This window comes from Agromyces sp. NPDC056389 (genome assembly GCF_042262385.1).
Lineage (GTDB): Bacteria > Actinomycetota > Actinomycetes > Actinomycetales > Microbacteriaceae > Agromyces.
On the sequence record NZ_JBHJPN010000002.1, the window covers coordinates 63,097 to 77,094 of the forward strand.

General features: G+C 71.5%; 17 protein-coding genes. 6 read left to right on the forward strand and 11 right to left on the reverse strand.

The window, feature by feature from the left end:
- Positions 1-4: 4 nt before the first annotated feature.
- Both ACFCVM_RS13225 and ACFCVM_RS13230 read right to left on the reverse strand, forming a co-directional pair.
- Positions 5-553, reverse strand: coding sequence for a dihydrofolate reductase (locus ACFCVM_RS13225; RefSeq protein WP_375836829.1), 549 nt, complete (start codon positions 551-553; stop codon positions 5-7).
- Entirely contained in the window at positions 550-1,359 is an 810-nt protein-coding gene (locus ACFCVM_RS13230; RefSeq protein WP_375836831.1) for a thymidylate synthase, read from the reverse strand. The genes ACFCVM_RS13225 and ACFCVM_RS13230 overlap by 4 nt, the downstream gene beginning before the upstream one ends.
- Before the next feature lie 118 nt (positions 1,360-1,477).
- On the opposite strand from ACFCVM_RS13230, the gene ACFCVM_RS13235 reads away from it, so the two are divergent.
- From ACFCVM_RS13235 to ACFCVM_RS13250, 4 genes are read left to right on the forward strand one after another with little or no spacing between them, the layout of a single operon-like run.
- Positions 1,478-1,918: a thioredoxin family protein gene (locus tag ACFCVM_RS13235; RefSeq protein ID WP_375836833.1), complete on the forward strand. Its 441-nt coding sequence runs from the start codon at positions 1,478-1,480 to the stop codon at positions 1,916-1,918.
- The gene (locus ACFCVM_RS13240) at positions 1,902-2,411 is read left to right on the forward strand and encodes a DUF4395 domain-containing protein (protein WP_375836835.1); all 510 of its coding nucleotides are present in this window, start codon (positions 1,902-1,904) and stop codon (positions 2,409-2,411) included. Before ACFCVM_RS13235 ends, ACFCVM_RS13240 begins: the two co-directional genes overlap by 17 nt.
- 54 nt (positions 2,412-2,465) lie before the next feature.
- Entirely contained in the window at positions 2,466-2,891 is a 426-nt protein-coding gene (locus tag ACFCVM_RS13245) for an OsmC family peroxiredoxin (protein WP_056013621.1), read from the forward strand.
- Between the two features lie 3 nt (positions 2,892-2,894).
- Positions 2,895-3,800 (forward strand): TIGR01777 family oxidoreductase, encoded by a 906-nt coding sequence (locus tag ACFCVM_RS13250; RefSeq protein WP_375836839.1) that lies wholly within the window; start codon positions 2,895-2,897, stop codon positions 3,798-3,800.
- A gap of 51 nt (positions 3,801-3,851) precedes the next feature.
- On the opposite strand, the gene ACFCVM_RS13255 is transcribed toward ACFCVM_RS13250, so the two are convergent.
- Both ACFCVM_RS13255 and dapB read right to left on the reverse strand, forming a co-directional pair.
- Complete coding sequence (locus tag ACFCVM_RS13255; RefSeq protein WP_375836841.1) at positions 3,852-4,292, reverse strand: hypothetical protein; 441 nt, start codon at positions 4,290-4,292, stop codon at positions 3,852-3,854.
- Positions 4,289-5,041 carry a 4-hydroxy-tetrahydrodipicolinate reductase gene (dapB, locus tag ACFCVM_RS13260; RefSeq protein WP_375836843.1) on the reverse strand — a complete coding sequence of 251 codons (753 nt, stop codon included), beginning with the start codon at positions 5,039-5,041 and terminating at the stop codon, positions 4,289-4,291. The genes ACFCVM_RS13255 and dapB overlap by 4 nt, the downstream gene beginning before the upstream one ends.
- Positions 5,042-5,135: 94 nt before the next feature.
- On the opposite strand from dapB, the gene ACFCVM_RS13265 reads away from it, so the two are divergent.
- Both ACFCVM_RS13265 and ACFCVM_RS13270 read left to right on the forward strand, forming a co-directional pair.
- A complete protein-coding gene (locus tag ACFCVM_RS13265) occupies positions 5,136-5,621 on the forward strand; it encodes a GNAT family N-acetyltransferase (protein ID WP_375836845.1) in 486 nt (161 codons plus the stop codon).
- Positions 5,618-6,136 (forward strand): hypothetical protein, encoded by a 519-nt coding sequence (locus ACFCVM_RS13270; protein WP_375836846.1) that lies wholly within the window; start codon positions 5,618-5,620, stop codon positions 6,134-6,136. Before ACFCVM_RS13265 ends, ACFCVM_RS13270 begins: the two co-directional genes overlap by 4 nt.
- Positions 6,137-6,165: 29 nt before the next feature.
- Here the strand turns inward: ACFCVM_RS13270 and ACFCVM_RS13275 are convergent, their stop codons facing one another.
- The 7 genes from ACFCVM_RS13275 to ACFCVM_RS13305 all read right to left on the reverse strand — a co-directional run bounded on the left by ACFCVM_RS13275 (position 6,166) and on the right by ACFCVM_RS13305 (position 13,989).
- Complete coding sequence (locus tag ACFCVM_RS13275) at positions 6,166-6,768, reverse strand: histidine phosphatase family protein (RefSeq protein ID WP_375836848.1); 603 nt, start codon at positions 6,766-6,768, stop codon at positions 6,166-6,168.
- 38 nt (positions 6,769-6,806) lie between these two features.
- Entirely contained in the window at positions 6,807-8,192 is a 1,386-nt protein-coding gene (locus ACFCVM_RS13280) for a M16 family metallopeptidase (RefSeq protein ID WP_375836850.1), read from the reverse strand.
- A gap of 70 nt (positions 8,193-8,262) precedes the next feature.
- Entirely contained in the window at positions 8,263-9,348 is a 1,086-nt protein-coding gene (locus ACFCVM_RS13285) for an aldo/keto reductase (protein ID WP_375836852.1), read from the reverse strand.
- A 102-nt stretch (positions 9,349-9,450) separates the two neighbouring features.
- On the reverse strand, positions 9,451-10,266 hold the full coding sequence (locus tag ACFCVM_RS13290) for an HpcH/HpaI aldolase/citrate lyase family protein (protein WP_375836854.1): 816 nt from the start codon (positions 10,264-10,266) through the stop codon (positions 9,451-9,453).
- A complete protein-coding gene (locus tag ACFCVM_RS13295) occupies positions 10,263-10,820 on the reverse strand; it encodes a MaoC family dehydratase (RefSeq protein WP_375836856.1) in 558 nt (185 codons plus the stop codon). The genes ACFCVM_RS13290 and ACFCVM_RS13295 overlap by 4 nt, the downstream gene beginning before the upstream one ends.
- An 8-nt stretch (positions 10,821-10,828) precedes the next feature.
- Positions 10,829-12,007, reverse strand: a complete 1,179-nt coding sequence (locus ACFCVM_RS13300) for an acyl-CoA dehydrogenase family protein (RefSeq protein WP_375836857.1) — start codon at positions 12,005-12,007, stop codon at positions 10,829-10,831.
- Positions 12,004-13,989 carry a biotin carboxylase N-terminal domain-containing protein gene (locus ACFCVM_RS13305; RefSeq protein WP_375836859.1) on the reverse strand — a complete coding sequence of 662 codons (1,986 nt, stop codon included), beginning with the start codon at positions 13,987-13,989 and terminating at the stop codon, positions 12,004-12,006. The genes ACFCVM_RS13300 and ACFCVM_RS13305 overlap by 4 nt, the downstream gene beginning before the upstream one ends.
- Positions 13,990-13,998: the final 9 nt, after the last annotated feature.

A 13,998-nucleotide genomic window follows, 5' to 3' on the forward strand; every position in this document is an offset into this window, starting at 1 on the left:
GGCGTCAGGGCCGGGCGTAGCGGCGGAAGCGGTAGCCGACGCCCGTGCGAGAGGCATGCGTCGCGGTGTCGTCGGTCTCGACGAGCCGCCAGCTCAGGTCGATCGAGGGGGCGTAGGCGTCGCCGGGGATGTCGAGGTCGAGCTCGGTGACCTCGAGCCGATCGGCCCGGTCGATGAGCCGGGCGAAGAGCTCGCCTCCGCCGATCGCCCAGATCCACTCGGGGTCCGATGCCGCGGCCACCGCCAGCCCGTCGTCGATCGAGCCCGCCCGGATCGCACCGTCGGCCGCCCACTCCTCGTTGCGGGTGACGACGATGTTCGCGCGCCCCGGCAGCGGGCGGAAGCGCTCGGGCAGCGAGTCCCAGGTCTTGCGTCCCATCACGACGGGGCTGCCGAGCGTGACCGCCTTGAAATGGGCGAGGTCTTCTGGCACGTGCCACGGCATCACGCCGCCGGCTCCGATCACGCCGCCGTGCGCCTCGGCCCAGATGAGGCCGAGCCTCGGCGCGGGTGCAGCCGAGGCGGGGCCGGCCGAGGCATCCGCTTCGCTCATACCGCGACGGCCGCGCGGATCGGCGGGTGGTGCTGGTAGCCCTCGACGATGAAGTCCTCGTACTCGTAGTCGAAGACCGAGTCGGGCGTGCGCGCGAGGCGCAGGGTCGGCGGCGCGAACGGCTCGCGAGTGAGCTGCTCGGCGACCTGCTCGACGTGGTTGTCGTAGATGTGGCAGTCGCCGCCCGTCCAGACGAAGTCGCCGACCTCGAGGCCGGTCTGCGCCGCGATCATGTGGGTCAGCAACGCGTAGGAGGCGATGTTGAACGGCACGCCGAGGAAGAGGTCGGCGCTGCGCTGGTAGAGCTGGCACGAGAGCTTGCCGTCGGCCACGTAGAACTGGAAGAGCGCGTGGCACGGCGCGAGCGCCATGTCGGGGATGTCAGCGGGGTTCCACGCAGAGACGATGAGGCGGCGCGAGTCGGGGTTCGTGCGGATCTGCTCGATCACCTCGGAGATCTGGTCGATCGTCTCGCCCGACGGCGTCGGCCACGACCGCCATTGCACGCCGTAGACGGGACCGAGCTCGCCGGCGGAATCGGCCCATTCGTCCCAGATGGTGACGCCGTGCTCCCGCAGCCAGCCGACGTTCGACGAGCCCTGCAGGAACCACAGCAGCTCGTAGGCGATCGACTTGAAGTGCACGCGCTTCGTCGTGACGAGCGGGAAGCCCTCGGAGAGGTCGAACCGCAGCTGGCGGCCGAACACGCTTCGCGTGCCCGTGCCCGTGCGATCGGTCTTGACGGCGCCGTGTTCGAGCACGTCGCGCAGCAGGTCTTCGTACGGAGTTGAGATCGTCTCGGCCATCCACACAAGGCTAACCCGCGCCGGCGGCAGTTCGGCGAAGGCGAGCGGATGCCGCGGCAGACCGTCATCCTCGGTCACACTCCGCATGGGGCGACGCGCGCTGCGTACGCTCGACCGCATGGACTGGCTCCCCGCACTCGCGACCGGCGCGGCGCTCGTTGCCGCGGCGACCGCGTTCGGCCTCGTCTGGCGTTCGCGGCAGGGCATCGCCCGCAACGGCTCGGGTGACGTGGTGCAGCCGGCCGAGCTCGGCGTCGCCGCGTTCGGCGAGCGGGCCACGCTCGTGCAGTTCTCGACCGAGTTCTGCGCCCGCTGCCCGGCGACGGGGCGGCTGCTCACGCAACTCGCCGGCGAGCACGACGGCGCGGCGCACGTCGAGGTCGACCTCACGCATCGCCCCGACCTCGCCGGCCGCTTCCGCGTCACCGAGACGCCGACGACCCTGCTGCTCGACGCCGACGGCGCGGTGTTCGCCCGCATCGCTGGCCTCCCCCGCGCCGCCGCCGTGCGTGAACGACTCGACGACCTCCTGAGGAGCCCCCATGTCATCTCCGGCTGAATCGGCACAGGCAGCAGCACCGGCAGCCGACCGCACGACCGCCCGCGCATCGGCGGGCATCGACCCGCGCGGCCCGCGCTTCGGCGCGGCCATCACGGCGACCCTGCTGCTCATCACGGTCGTGCTCGCGATCGCAGGGGCCGAGACCGCGGCATTCTGGCTGCTCGTCGCGATCACGCTGCTCTTCGCGTGGGGCGCGTTCGCCGGCATCCGGCGGCATCCGTACGGCCTGATCTTCGCAAAGCTCGTGCGCCCGCGGCTCGCGCCGCCCGCCGAGCTCGAGGACCCGCGCCCGCCGACCTTCGCGCAGGGCGTCGGCTTCGCCGTCGCGCTCGCGGGCGTCGTGCTCTCGCTCCTCGGCCTCGAGTACGCGGTGCCGATCGCCGCGGCGATCGCCTTCTTCGCGGCGTTCCTGAACGCCGCGTTCGACTTCTGCCTCGGCTGCCAGATCTACCTGCTGCTCGCTCGGGCCCGGATCGTCCCGGGGGTCTGACCGGCGGCACCGCTCGCCGATAGGCTGGTGTCCCGGCTCGACGAGGAGGATCACATGGCAGTCACGAGTGAAGCGACCACCGTCTGGAAGGGCACGCTCTTCGAAGGATCGGGCGATGTCGCCCTCGACTCCTCGGGCCTCGCCTCCTTCCCCGTCAACTGGAAGGCGCGCGCCGAGGGCGCCGAGGGCACGACCAACCCCGAAGAACTGCTCGCAGCGGCGCACTCCTCGTGCTTCTCGATGGCGCTCTCACTGGGGCTCGCTCAGGCGGGCACTCCGGCCGAGAGCATCCAGACCACCGCGGCCGTCACATTCGAGGCGGGCAAGGGCGTGCTCGGCAGCCACCTGCTCGTGAGCGCCCGCGTTCCCGGACTCAGCGAGGAGCAGTTCGAGGCCCTCGCTGAAGACGCGAAGAAGAACTGCCCGATCTCACAGGCGCTCGCCGGCATTCCGATCACGATCGAAGCCGAACTCGCCTGATCGATGCGGGTACTCGTCGCCGGCGCGTCCGGATTCATCGGCACCGCGCTGGTCACCGCACTGACCGATGACGGGCACGACGTCGTGCGCCTCGTGCGCCGACGCGCACAGGGCGCCGACGAGGCCGCCTGGTCGCCGGCGGCGGGCATCATCGACTTCACGGTCATGGACCGCGTCGACGCCGTCGTGAACCTCTCGGGCGCCTCGCTCGCCCGCCTGCCGTGGTCGAAGTCGTACCGCGGCGAGATCCTCGAGTCGCGCATCACGGCGACCCGCACCCTCGCCGATGCGATGCGCAAGGCCCGGCAGCCGCCGGCGGTCTTCCTCAACGCCTCGGCGGTCGGGTACTACGGCGATCGCCCAGGCGAGCTGCTCACCGAGTACTCGAGCGCGGGCACGGGCTTCCTCGCCGGGGTCGTCGGCCGCTGGGAGTCCGCAGCGGGGCTCGCGCCCGAAGAGACCCGCACCGTCGTCTTCCGGAGCGGCATGGTGGTCGGGCACGGCGGCGCCATGAAGCGCGTCGGCACCCTCACCCGCTTCGGAGTCTCGGCGCGGCTCGGCACCGGTGGCCAGCACTGGCCCTGGGTCGCGCTCGACGACGAGGTCGGCGCCATCGTGCACCTGCTCGGGTCGTCGCTGTCGGGGCCCGTGAACATCGCCGGCCCGACACCGGCGACCGCCGATCGCGTGATGACCGCGATGGCCGAGCGGATGCATCGGCCGCACGTCTTCGGCGTGCCCGAGCGCATGCTCGAGGTCGCCCTCGGCCGTGCCGCCGACGAGCTGCTGCTCTCGAGCCAGAAGGTGCGTCCGCAACGGCTCATCGACGACGGCTACCGGTTCACGCACCCGACGGTCGAATCGGCGATCGACGCGATGCTCGCCGTACCGCACAGCTCGGCGCGCTAGACGGTTCCGACCGGCCACCGCTCGCGAGCCGACGAGCTCACGGCCGCATCCTCAACGAGGTGCGCGCGACAGCTCGATCGCCCGCCGCACGGCCTGCCGCGCGTTGCGCCGGTCACCCGCCGCGTCGTACGCGAGCCCGAGGCGGAGCGCCGCCTGCCATGACTCGGGAGCTGCATCGGCCGCCGTGCGGAATCCGTCGACGGCCTCCCGCGCAGCCGCCCGTTCCGGGCGTCCGCTCGGCATCATCGGCAATTCGAGATCGAGCTCGCCTTCGGCGTCGAGCCGCTTCACGAGCTCGTGCGAGCGGATGCCGAAGCTGAGTTCCCGCCAGAGCGCCCAGAGCGCGATGAGCGGCAGCACGAGCAGGGCGACGCCCATGGCGATCGCGATCGGCTCCCCCGTGGCCATGAACTGCACGGCGCGCCATCCGACCAGCGCGAGGTAGAGCACGAGGAGCGCGGCCATGATGAGCGCGCCGAGCTTCGTGGTCATCGGGAGGTGCCGGGCAGTCCGAGGTCGAGCAGCGTGTCGAGGCCGACCGTGACGCCGGATGCCTCGGGGGCGCTGCGGAGCGCGAGCAGGATGCCGGCCTCGTACGAGCTCGACGAGAGCGTGGAGTGCGTGATCGTGAGGGTCTCGCCGTCGCCGCCGAAGACGACGCGCTGCTCGGCCGCGACGCCGGCGAGGCGCAGGCTGTGCACGGGCACTCCGCTCACGAGCTGCCCGCGAGCGCGCTGGTCGGCGTGCGGCGCAGCGACGGGGCCGCGCGCGGCGCGCGCCTCGCCGATGAGCTCCGCCGTGCGCACGGCCGTGCCCGAGGGCGAGTCGACCTTGCCCTCGTGGTGCGCCTCGACGATCTCGATCGAGTCGAAGAACGGCGCCGCCAGCTTCGCGAAGGCGGTGCCGAGCACGCTGCCGATCGAGAAGTTCGGCACGAAGAGCACGGCTCCGGCGTCGGCGTGGCCGCGCACGAACGCGGAGATCTCGGCGATGCGATCGCTCGACCAGCCCGAGGTGCCGACGACGATCGGGATGCCGGCGCCGGCGGCGAACTCGACGATCTCGCCGCTCGCACCGGGATGCGTGACGTCGAACGCCACGTCGGCGCCGAGCATGAGGTCGAGGCTCGACTTCGAGTCGAGCGCGGCGTGCAGTTCGAGGTCGTCGGCCTCCTCGATCAGTCGAAGCGCCAGTTGCCCCATCTTGCCGGTGGCTCCCGCCACGGCGACCCGTATCGTCACGGATTCACCCTAGCAAGCGGGAGCCGGGCGCCGGCCGGGTCGGGGCGGCGCCGCGCACGGGGCATCCGCCGGCCTTCGCGAATAGTGTGGTGGGATGCTGCGCTACCGAGACGCCTCAGTGACCGACGCCGACGCGCACGCGCTGCTCGCCGACTACTTCGCCGAGCGTGCCGTGGGGTTTCCGTCGGCGCAGGGCGAATACCGTCCGACGTGGCCGACCGCGGAGCAGTTCACGCCGCCGGCGGGCGTCTTCCTGATCGTCGTCGACGAGTCGGGCACGGCGGTCGGATGCGGCGGGGTGCGGCGCATCGAGCAGCGCCCCACGACCCTCGAGGTGCGCTTCGAGATCAAGCACCTGTGGCTCGCGCCGGCAGCCCGGGGCGGCGGAGAAGGGCGCCGGCTGCTCGCCGAGCTCGAACGCCGGGCGATCGAGTACGGGGCGCAGGAACTGGTGCTCGACACGAACGCGAGCCTCGAGGCGGCCGGCGGCCTCTACCGCTCGAGCGGCTACGTCGACATCGAGCCCTACAACGCCAACCCCAACGCGACGAACTGGTACGGCAAGGTCGTGTCGACGTGAGTGTCGCGCCCGAAGCGGGAGCGAGCGGGCAGGCTCCCGGCTTCGACGGAGCGATACGGAATCAGCTGATCGAAGCCGTCGCGTGGTGGAGGGCCGGCCTTCCCGATGGGCGCGCCGTCCTTGCGTGCGCGGCGACCGACGCGTTGTCGGCCGGCGCGGGTGGTACCAGCCTCGCCGAAGCGGCGGGACTCCCGGCCGACGAGAACCCCTTCTCGGTCGATGCACTCATCGACCGAATGGTCGACGAGTGCGACCTGCGCGGCGAGCTCTCCAGCGACGTGGATGTCGTGGCCACGCGCCGGATCTGCCGAATGGTCCTCGCGGGCGAGCTGACCGAGCGGGAACTGAGTCGGTGGGTTCATGATCGGTTCCACCACGAGAGCGAGTCCGAGGTTCTCGAGCGGCTCGCGCAGCTCGACGACGACTACGACCTCGCCGAGTCGACCGGTGGCACGACACAGCCGATCGCTCGGAGCATCAGGAGGCTCGCCGAGCAGATCATCGCCGTCGGCTGATGCGCAGCGTCGGCTGACGCGGGTGGCGCTCAGATCGCGTACGGCTCGGCCAGGCCCGTGCGGAGCTCGGGCGGCAGGTGCGCGATGTCGTTGTGGGAGACGAGGCTCCACGGCCGACCGGGCCGCTGGGTGAGCACCGTGAGGCCGCAGTTCGCCTGATTGATCGAGACCCATCGCCAATCGGGGGCGCCGAGCACCTCGCGCACGAACCATCCGATGACGAAGTTGTGGGTGATGAGGAGCTCGTGCCGATCCTCGCGGTGCGAGCGGAGGAACTCGGCGGCGGCGTCCTCCATCTGCGCGCTGCCGGCCTCGATCTCGGCCTCGGTCACCGAGCCGAAGAAGGCGTCGTACGCCTTCGGCGTCTCGGGCGCGGGCCCCGTGGGCACGCAGTCGAAGAGCAGGGGCGACGGCTCGACGCTCAGCGCCGGCATCTTCGCCGCGATGATCTGCGCTGTCTCGGTCGCCCGCTGCAGCGGCGAGTGCCATGCGTTGTCGAACGGCACACCACCGAGGCGTTCGGCGAGGAGCTCGGCCTGACGGCGCCCCCTGGGCGAGAGCGGGCCGTCGGGAAGGCCGTGCTCGGCGTCGAGCTGCTCGCCGTGACGGACGAGGTAGAGGTGGTGGGCCACGGGTATCGGTTCCTCTGAATGCAGGGCGGGTGTCGCGGTCAGGCGACGTCGGAGCTCGGAGCGACCGCGGCGGCCGCTCCGGTGAACGCGGACTCGTCGATCGCGCCGACGGCGACGAGCGAGAACGGGCGTGCGACGAGGTCGCCCGCCAGCGCCTGCACGTCGTCGGCGGTGACGAGCGAGATGCGTCGGAGGGCTTCATCGAGGTCGACGAACTCGCCGAGGGTCAGTTCAGATCTTCCGAGCCGTGACATCCGGGTGTCGGAGTCTTCGAGCGCGAGCGCCGAGGCACCCGCGAGCTGTCCGGACGCGCGACGGAGCTCCTCTGCGGTGACGCCGTGCTCCGCGAGCCGTTCGAGCTCGTCGCGCATGAGCGCGGCGACGGTGCCGGCCTTCGCCGGGGCGCATCCGGCGTACATGCCGAAGAGGCCGGCATCGGAGTAGCCCGGCGCGAAGGAGTACACCGAATACGCGAGGCCGCGGCGCTCGCGCACCTGCTGGAAGAGTCGTGACGACATGCCGGAGCCGAAGATCGCGTTCAGCATGCTCATCGTCGGGCGCCGTTCGTCGGTCGCGACGAGGCCCGGAACGCCGAGCAGCAGGTTCACCTGCTCGTTCGGTCGCGCGACGACGGAGACCTCGGCACCGGCCTCGAGCGCTGCCGGCACGACGGATCGCCGTTCGACGGGTCGCCCCTCGGCGGTCGGGTCCCACCCGGCGGCGGCGAGCGCCCGCTCGAGCTCGGTCAGCAGCAGGTCGTGGTCGACGGCACCGGCGACGGTGACGACGAGGTCCTGCGGGCGATAGTTCGCCCGGTAGTGCTCCCACACGGCGTCGCGCGTGGCACCGCGGATGGTCTCGGGGTTGCCGCCGATCGGCCGGCCCAGCGGATGCGCGCCGAGCACCGCCTCGAAGAAGCGCTCGTTCGCGACGTCGCCCGGGTCGTCACCCGCCATCGAGAGCTCTTCGAGGATGACCCCGCGCTCGCTCTCGAACTCGACCGGATCGAGCAGCGACGAGGTGAACATGTCGGCGAGCACCTCGACCGCCATCGGCAGGTCTCGGTCCTGCACCTTGGCGTAGTAGCAGGTGTACTCCTTCGCCGTGAGCGCGTTGTGCTCGCCGCCGACCGCGTCGAAGGAGATCGCGATGTCGAGGGCCGAGCGCGTCGCGGTGCCCTTGAAGAGGAGGTGCTCGAGGAAGTGCGTCGATCCGTACGTCGCGGGGTGCGCGGCATCCGCTCGCTGCTCGTCGCGGGAGCCGACCGCGACCCAGAAGCCGATCGTCGCGCTGCGGCTGCCCGGTACCTGTTCGCTGAGCACTCGCACGCCCGATGGGAGCACGCTGCGCCGAACTCGCGCGTCGCCTGCTGCGGTGAAGGAGAGCTCGGCCTGGCCGAGTGGGAGGTCGACAGCGCCGTTCATCCCGATCAGCCTATGCCACCCTCGTCGAGCGCGCTCAGGCGGAGAACACCCGGGCGCGCCGAGCGCGCGCTCAGCCGGAAGCGCGGTCGAGTTCGACGATCTCCGAGCGCTGCAGTTCGACGGATGCCGCAGCCATGAGCGCATCGACCTGGTCGGGTCTGCTCGCACTCACGACCGGAGCCACGACCGTGGGCTTCGCGAGCAGCCAGGCGAGCGAGATCGTCGCGGGCTGCACGCCGTGCGCGAAGGCGATCTCGTCGACCGCTGCGAGCACACGGTAGCCGCGTCGCCCGAGGTATCGTGCCTGGCGCTCGCCCCTGGCGTCGTGGCGCACGTCGGCGCGGCGCCGCACCTGCCCGCCGAGGAAGCCGCTCGCGAGGCCGAAGTACGGCAGCACCGCGAGCCCCTGCGCGTGGGCGACGAGTTCGGGCGCGCCCTCGAAGGGTCGGCGCTCCATGAGGTTGTACTTGGTCGTGAGCGCCTGGAACCGCGGCAGGCCGTTGGCGGCGAGCACGCGCGCCTCGATGAGCCGGTCGGGCGTGAAGTCCGCTGCACCGATCGCACCGACCTTGCCGGCCGCGATGAGGGCGTCGACCGCGCCGAGGCTCTCTTCGAGGGGCACCTCGGTGTCGTCGCCGTGGAAGTAGAGCAGGTCGATGCGCTCGATACCGAGACGCAGCAGCGAGTCGTCGACCGCCGCCGAGATCTCTGCGGGCGACAGCCCGCGGTGATCGGGGTGGTGGCCGATCTTCGTCGCGATGGCCATGCGATCGCGCGTGCCACGCGAGTCCATCCACTTGCCGATGATCGATTCGCTGCGCCCAGCGGCGTAGCTGTCGGCGGTATCGACGAGTGCGCCGCCGAGACCGGCGAAGCGGTCGAGCACGTCGAAGGCCTGCTCGGTGCTGAGGGTCCAGCCGAACGTGCTGGCGCCGAGCGCGAGCGGATGCACCTGGATGCCGGAGTCGCCGATCGGCGCGCGTCGGGGAACGATGATGGGACCGGAGAGCGGGTTCGATGCGATCACGTCGACGTGCAGTCCGTCGAAGGCATCGGCTCGGGCGTCGTGCTCGTCGCGCGAGATCGACTCGGCGAGCGCGAGCGCTGCCCCCGCACCGCTTGCTTCGTTCGCTCGAAAGACGTGTCGTCGTGCCACGTTCCCCTCCTCCCCAGGATTGACTCCGAGGATACGATGCGTTCGACGCTCGGAGGGCGCGATTCGGCGAACGGCGTGTGAACCGTTATCGAATCGTTCTGCTCAGCCTCTCGCTCGACGGATGAGCGCGACGGCCTGTCGGAGCACGGGTGCATCGACCATTCCGCCCCGGAACGCGAAGACGCCGCCCTGCTCCTCTGCCGCCTCGAGCACGGCGCGCGCCCACTCCAACTGCTCGGCGTCGGGCAGGTACGCCTCGCGGACGACCTCGACCTGGCCGGGGTGGATGCACGCCGTCGCAGCGAATCCGACGGCCACCGCGTCTTCGGCCTCGGCTCGGAGTCCGTCGAGATCGCCGATCTCGAGGTGCACGGTGTCGATGGCGGCCACGTCGTGCGCCGCCGCCGCGAGGCACACCTGGGACCTGGCGTGCCTCGCGACGTCGCGGTATCGACCGTCGGGGAAGCGACTCGACGAACCGCCGAGCGAGGCGACGAGGTCTTCGGCCCCCCACATGAGCGCCGAGACGTTCGGGAGCGCTGCGATCTCGTTCGCAGCGATCACTCCGCGTGCGGTCTCGCAGAGCGCGATGACCTCGAACTCGGCGAGGTCGACGAGGTCGGCGGTGCCCTCGCACTTTGCGAGCATGACCGTGCGGTAGCCGGTGCCGGCGAGGGCAGCGAGGTCTTCTCCGAACTCCGGGCTCGACGCCGGGTTCACGCGCACGATCACCCGCTCGGGATCGAGTGGCGTGCGGAGGAGCGCGAGGCGCGCCGCGTGCTTCGCGTCGGCGGCGACGGCGTCTTCGAGGTCGAGGATCACGGCGTCTGCGCGATCGAGGGCTTTCGCGAACCGGTCGGGCCGGTCGGCCGGACAGAAGAGCAGGGCCGGGCCGAACCGGAAGGTCGGATGCGTCATCCGTTCGCCTCGCTCTCGTCGGCGCCCGTCGTCGGCTCGGCCGCCTGCTGCCGCTCCCCCGGTTCGCGGAGCCACACGAGCATCGAGCGCGATGCCGTCGTGACGACCTCCCCGCGCTGGTTGCGAGCGGTGTGCGCGACCACGACCACGCCTTGCCCCGGGCGCGAGGCCGACTCGCGCTTCGACTCTACGACGCTCTCGCCGTAGAGGGTGTCGCCGACGAACACGGGGTGCGGGAACGCCACGGCACCGAAGCCGAGGTTCGCGACGAGCGTTCCCTGCGTGAGCTGGCCGACCGACTGGCCGACGAGCGTCGAGAGCGTGAACATCGAGTTCACGAGCCGTTCGCCGAACGGCTGCTGGGCCGACCACGCCGCGTCGAGGTGCAGCGGCTGCGGATTCATCGTGAGGGTCGTGAAGAGCACGTTGTCGGCCTCGGTGACCGTGCGGCCGGGACGATGCAGGTAGCGCACGCCCTCCTCGAACTCCTCGAACCAGAGTCCGCGCTGGACCACGTCGCGGAGTGGCGCCTGCGCTGCCGAAGCATCCGTCATGGTTCCCCCTAGCCGATGCCCAGCTCGCGCGCGATGACCATGAGCTGCACTTCGTTCGTGCCCTCGCCGATCTCGAGGATCTTCGAGTCACGGTAGTGCCTCGCGACGAGGGACTCGTTCATGAATCCCATGCCGCCGAAGATCTGCGTGGCGTCGCGGGAGTTCAGCATCGCGGCGTCGCTCGAGACGAGCTTGGCCATCGCGGCCTCCTTCTTGAACGGCAGACCCGCGTCGAGCCGACGGGCCGCGTCATGCCACGCGAGGCGCGCGGTGTACACGCGAGCCTGCATCTGGGCGATCGTGAAGGCGATGTATTGGTGCGACGCGATCGGCACGCCGAAGACGTTGCGGGTCTTCGCGTAGGCGAGCGCCTCATCGAGGCAGCCCTGCGCGACGCCGGTCGCGAGGGCGGCGATCGCGATGCGGCCCTCGTCGAGCGTGCGCAGGAAGTTCGCGAAGCCGCGCCCGCGCTCGCCCAGCAGGTTCCCTGCGGGCACGCGCACGTCCTCGAAGGTGAGCGGATGCGTGTCGGACGCGCGCCATCCCGACTTGTCGTAGCCGGGGTCCACCGTGAACCCGGGCGTGCCGTTCGGGACGATGATCGTCGAGAGTTCCTTGGAGACCGAGCCGTCGGGGCGCGCGCGCTCGCCGGTCACGGCCGTGACCGTGACGAACTTCGTGATGGGCGTGCCCGAGTTCGTGATGAACTGCTTCGAGCCGTTGACGACCCACTCGTCGCCGTCGAGCACCGCGGTGGTGCGCGTGGCGCCGGCGTCGGACCCGGCCTCGGACTCGGTGAGGCCGAACCCGGCCAGCGTGCGACCCGCGACGAGGTCGGGCAGGAGCTCGGCCTTCTGCACGTCGGTGCCGTGACGGAACACGGGCATGGCGCCGAGGCCCACGGCCGCCTCGAGGGTGATCGCGATCGACTGGTCGACACGGGCGAGCGCCTCGATGGCGAGGCCCAGCGCCATGTAGTCGCCCCCCTGACCGCCGACGTCTTCGGGGAACGGCAGGCCGAAGAGCCCGAGCTCGCCCATCTGCGCGACGACGTCCATCGAGAGCGTGTGGGTGCGGTCGGCCTCGTAGGACTGCGGGGCGACGACGGTGTCTGCGAACTCGCAGACCATGTCGTACAGCTGCTGTTCCTCGGCGCTCAGCTCGGTGCTCACGGTGGTGCTCCTCATTCCTGGTGGGATGCGATCGGGTGCGCACCCTCGTGGGGTGCGTTCGACAGTGCGGTGGGTTCGGTGTCGGATGCCTCGTGCTGCGGCTCCACGCGGGCGACGGGCTGGTCGCGGGAGACCTGCTCCCCCACCGCGACGGCGAGTCGCACGGCGCCCGCGACCGATGCCGTGACGCGGTGCTCCATCTTCATCGCCTCGATGGCGACGACGGCGTCGCCGGGTGCCACGGCGTCGCCGTCGGCGACGAACACGGCGGTGACGGTGCCGGGCATGGGTGCACGGAGCTCGGGGTCGGCGAGGCCGCCGCGTTCGATCATGGCGAGGCGAGCATCGAGCGCGGCGCGGCGATCCGGGGCGGGCATCCGCCAGATGCCGGCGGGAGAGTGCAGCCAGACCGCGCCGTCGGCCGCGGTCGCGATGACGTCGGGTGCCGCGGCGGTGCCGTCGATCGCATCTGCCGCCGGCCTGCCGAGGCGCCAGCCTCGGGCCGTCTGCCAGGCACGGGCGCCGGAGGCGAGCGCGTCGTCGATCGCCTCGGCCGCGCGGAACGCCGCGGTCGCGGCGAGCACCTCGGGCGGGGCGGCATCCGATTCGGGGTCGGGCATGCGGTCGATGAGGCCGGTGTCGAGGTCGCCGCGCTGCACGGCGGGGTCGGCGAGGAGCCGTCGAAGGAACCCGAGGTTCGTCTCGACGCCGAGCACGACGGTGTCGGCGAGGGCGGCGTCGAGACGGGCGAGCGCCTCGGCACGATCGGCGCCGTACGCGATGACCTTGGCGAGCATGGGGTCGTAGTCGGCGGTGATCTGCTGACCCGAGCGGATGCCGCCGTCGACGCGCACGCCGTCGCCGGTCGGCTCGCGCCAGACGAGCAGTTCGCCGATCGACGGCAGGAAGCCGCGCTCGGGGCTCTCGGCGTAGACGCGCGCCTCGATCGCATGGCCCGTGAGCTCGATATCGGCCTGCTTCAATGCGAGGGGCTGCCCCGCTGCGACGCGCAGCTGCTGTTCGACGAGGTCGACGCCGGTCACGAGTTCGGTGACGGGGTGCTCGACCTGGAGCCGGGTGTTCATCTCGATGAAGAAGAACTCGTCGGGCGCGGCATCCGACACCAGGAACTCGACCGTGCCGGCCCCGCGGTAGTCGACGCTGCGGGCGGCGTCGCATGCGGCCCGCCCGATGCGGGCGCGGGTCTCGGTGTCGAGCAGCGGCGAGGGCGCCTCCTCGATGACCTTCTGGTGGCGGCGCTGCAGCGAGCACTCGCGCTCACCGAGGTGGATGACCGCGCCGAAGTCGTCGGCGAGCACCTGCACCTCGATGTGGCGCGGGCGCTCGATGAGCCGTTCGAGCAGCAGGGTGTCGTCGCCGAACGCCGCGAGCGCGACGCGCCTGGCCGCCGGGATCGCCGCTGCGAGCTCCCGGGCATCGCGGGCGATCTGCATGCCCTTGCCGCCGCCGCCTGCGCTCGGCTTCACGAGCAGCGGGAAGCCCACGGCCTCGCCGGCAGCGGCGAGCGCGCCGTCGTCGAGCGAGGGATCGGAGACGCCGGGAACCGTCGGCACACCGGATGCCTCGACGTGGCGCTTCGCGCGGATCTTGTCGCCCATGACCTCGAGCGCGTCGACTCCGGGGCCGACGAAGACGATGCCGGCGTCACGGCAGGCCTCGGCGAAGCCCGCGTGCTCGGAGAGGAACCCGTACCCCGGGTGGATCGCCTCGGCCCCCGTCTCGCGCGCCGCCGCGATGATGCGTGCGGGGTCGAGGTAGCTCTCGGCGGCAGCGGCGGGGCCGATGCGCACGGATTCGTCGGCGAGGCGCACGTGCGGAGCGTCGGCGTCGGCGTCGGAGAAGACGGCGATCGAGCGGATGCCGAGACGACGGAGCGTGCGGATCACCCGCACCGCGATCTCGCCGCGATTGGCGACGAGCACCCGGTCGAACGGACGAGTCGACCGTGCCTCATCGACGGCGTCGACCGTGCCCATCCGCGCCTC